Source organism: Photorhabdus stackebrandtii, assembly GCF_011189495.1.
GTDB classification, from domain to species: domain Bacteria; phylum Pseudomonadota; class Gammaproteobacteria; order Enterobacterales; family Enterobacteriaceae; genus Photorhabdus; species Photorhabdus khanii.
Genome location: NZ_PUJV01000099.1, coordinates 1 through 1,911, shown reverse-complemented (window position 1 = coordinate 1,911; position 1,911 = coordinate 1). Strand labels below are relative to the sequence as shown.

The 1,911-nt window shown below is 44.0% G+C and carries 1 protein-coding gene and 1 pseudogene; both read right to left on the bottom strand.

The window, feature by feature from the left end; translation table 11 throughout:
• Positions 1–118 precede the first annotated feature (118 nt).
• Positions 119–832: pseudogene (locus tag C5470_RS21695) on the bottom strand (reverse transcriptase N-terminal domain-containing protein); the annotation flags it as partial.
• A 766-nt stretch (positions 833–1,598) separates the two neighbouring features.
• A complete protein-coding gene (locus tag C5470_RS21690) occupies positions 1,599–1,766 on the bottom strand; it encodes a hypothetical protein (protein WP_242688269.1) in 168 nt (55 codons plus the stop codon).
• Positions 1,767–1,911: the final 145 nt, after the last annotated feature.

Below are 1,911 nucleotides of genomic sequence, written 5' to 3'. Positions count from 1 at the left end.
TGACACCATCGTTATTCGTCATTCAATCCCCTTGACTAATACCCCTTCCGGCGACAATCCACCTTCGCTGATATCTTCCGATTTACAGAGCACTGGCGAATGTTACCTTTTGCGTTCGGGGCGTGATGATCCCACCTTGGGGAGTACCAGCATGCGTGTCAAAGAAAGTACCTTTTTCCATGTATCCAGATTTCAGCCACTTTTTTAGGATTTTCTTATCCATAGGAATATGGTCAATCATCCATTGATGGCTGATATTATCAAAACAACCTTTTATGTCTCCTTCAAGAATCCACTCTGCCGATGTTTTCAACCTAAAATTAATAAATAGCTGGCCGATTGCATCTGCTGTACTTCTGAGTGGGCGAAAACCATAGCTATTACTGTCTGCTGTAGTTTCCGATGTGGGCTCTAAAGCCAATAGATAAAGAGCTTGCATAGCCCTGTCCATCATTGTCGGGATTCCAAGAGGCCGGCGTTTACCGTTAGATTTTGGAATATATACCCTCTTTAATGGTTTTGGGTTGTAGCCTTTACGTTGCATTTGGCTTATAGCCTTCCATTTTCTTTCGTGAGTCTCCCATAGTTGTCCATCAATACCGGAAGTTCTTTTTCCCGTATTTTCAGTAACTCGCTTTACTGCAATAGCTTTTGCAGAGAACGAGCCAGTCAACATACGTTGCAGTTTTTTAACCCTGCGCCATTGTTGACTCTGAGTAGCTTTCGCAATCCGTACCTGTAACTTTCTCACCTGTCTATGACAGTCGCGCCAATTTATGGCATGCCACCCTGAAAGGTGGGAGGCCGCAGATACAGTATTTGTTGTATTCACTTGCTTACCTCCTGTTATTGAATGCTTTACAAGATTTCATACGATTAAAGACCGGATGGAAGTCAGCATGCTTTCGCATCAGAGCAAATCTTGATCTCTTATCTGAGCTATTACGGCTCAGCATTCGCTTTTTCCATCTTCCTCTACCCGCATTATCAACAGCATCCCTTACGGTTTACCTGCCCTTTGGGCGATGATACGGGCTTACCAAGTTCCGTTTAACATACAAAAGTTGGGTTAGGTTTTGCCTTTCCACCGGTGACGTTATTGCCCATGTATCCTTAGGCATTAAAGGATAACCCGTCACATACCATTTTGGTTCAAGCCTTTCAGCATCTTTGGCTTGTTAGACCTAACGATGTTTATCAGCAATTCACATATGTTAACCTTACCAACCAGCCTTGTACCTTTTCCGCGTGATGCTCGCAGAAAGTAGAGGTACCTTACGGCTTCTCTACCGTTCACAGAACAGGTTACGTTGTCCCAGAGGCTTCATACCCAGCAGTTACCCGCCACGCATGCTCTGGTAGGCTACGATTGATGGGACAATCGGATTCATCAGATATCACTATCGGTGAATCAATATGTTAAACAGCTTCTTGTCGCACAATGCCCTGATCCTTGACCAGCAACACGTCACACTGATGGGCTATCGCTTCCTGCAACACAGGTTTCAGGTCTTTAGCCTTAAAAAGTAACATCGTCGTTCTCCTGAGGAGAAACGTTCCCCTTGAGGGAACATTTCCCCCAATGGGTTAAAGTTTAGTTATGCTGCCAGCCTCTGTACTGGCGAAGACAGGCTCACTGAACGGGTTTTCAGCACAAACTGCTCATCTACCCATGTGATTGCCTCATCCACCACATCCCGATAATCCCTGAGTGTTGGGTTATTAACATATTCAATGTCTACATCTGATCGAAAACTCTCTATCACACAACCATTTTTGTATACTGAGTATTACCATGAAAGAGATCAGTTAATAACATCGATAGAGATCGCTATTTACCCCACTCATAGAACCTGCTAATAAACTATATTGACTGATCTCCATCAGTCAACGTTGAACACACTTTACGCA